The 1,062-nt window shown below is 55.1% G+C and carries 1 protein-coding gene; it reads right to left on the bottom strand.

Features of this window, described 5'->3' with window-relative positions; genetic code table 11:
- Nucleotides 1-56: 56 nt before the first annotated feature.
- Nucleotides 57-974 (bottom strand): IS5 family transposase, encoded by a 918-nt coding sequence (locus VF684_RS20895; RefSeq protein WP_107685037.1) that lies wholly within the window; start codon nt 972-974, stop codon nt 57-59.
- Between the last annotated feature and the right edge of the window lie 88 nt (nt 975-1,062).

Below are 1,062 nucleotides of genomic sequence, written 5' to 3'. Positions count from 1 at the left end.
GGCGTTGTTTCCCAAATCAGCCAGCAAGTCATGACTTCCCCAGCCCCGGGTGACCGCTACACTCGGGGCTTTCTTACAAGCAGACCAAGGGTGTTCAGTTTGTTCATCGCGCTCACATACGCCATCACTTCTCCCACTTGACCATTGTATTTTCGCAGGGTGATTTGGCCTGCCATTAACTGTTTGAACCGGAACATCGCTGTCTCTGCCTGCGAACGAAGGTGATACCCCGACATCTTTTTCCAGTGCGCCAGCCCTTCCTTGCGCATCACCTGCACCGCCTCATTTCTCGGATGGCCCTTTTTCCATAGTCCTGCGTTTTTGCGAGGCGGGATACACGCCGTCGCCCCTTTACGCGTAATCAACCGATGGCTGGCTTTGCTGTCATAGGCGCCATCCGCGTAAACACGCCCCAGCTTGCGACGCAGAGGATTGAGCAAGGTCGGCAACACCTCTGCGTCATGCACATTCTCCAGCGACACTTCTGCCGCCACGATATCGTGAGTCACCGGGTCTACCGCCAGATGTAACTTGCGCCAGACTCGACGTTTCTCAGCGCCGTGTTTTCTGACTTTCCACTCGCCTTCGCCAAACACTTTCAGACCCGTCGAGTCGATAACCAGGTCGGTAATACGCCCCTTAGGGGGCTGCCGATAGGCCACCTTCACTGTGCGTGCGCGCTTGCTGACACAGCTGTAGTCCGGGGCACACAGCGGCACATTCATCAGCTCGAACAGGGAGTCGAGTAGCCCCTGAGTGGCTCGCAGCGTGAGGCTGAAAATCCCTTTGAGCATCAGAAAGGTACAGATGCTCTGGTCGGTGTAGAGCTGGCTGCGTCCCCGTTTTCCGTGATGGACTTGGTGGAACCAGTTATCCATTGCCTCGGCATCAACCCAGAAAGTGAGAGAGCCACGGTTGATCAGAGACCTGTTGTATTGAGGCCAATTGGTGATGGGGTGAAGCGCTTTACCCATGATGCAGACTTGAGGGGGATGGTGGTGATCAGATCACTGGGTTTTCAATTAGTTCCATTCAAGCTGCATCGATTTAGGAAACAACGCC

It is taken from the genome of Aeromonas sp. Lyrl_2 (assembly GCF_051948815.1).
GTDB lineage: Bacteria > Pseudomonadota > Gammaproteobacteria > Enterobacterales > Aeromonadaceae > Aeromonas > Aeromonas veronii.
The sequence above is the reverse complement of the archived record's forward strand: the minus strand, read 5'-3'. Positions and strand labels throughout refer to the sequence as shown.

What these genes read in the sequence shown, in the direction of transcription:
- VF684_RS20895 (WP_107685037.1), bottom strand. Translation starts at nt 974, where the DNA reads ATGGGTAAAGCGCTTCACCCCATCACCAATTGGCCTCAATACAACAGG.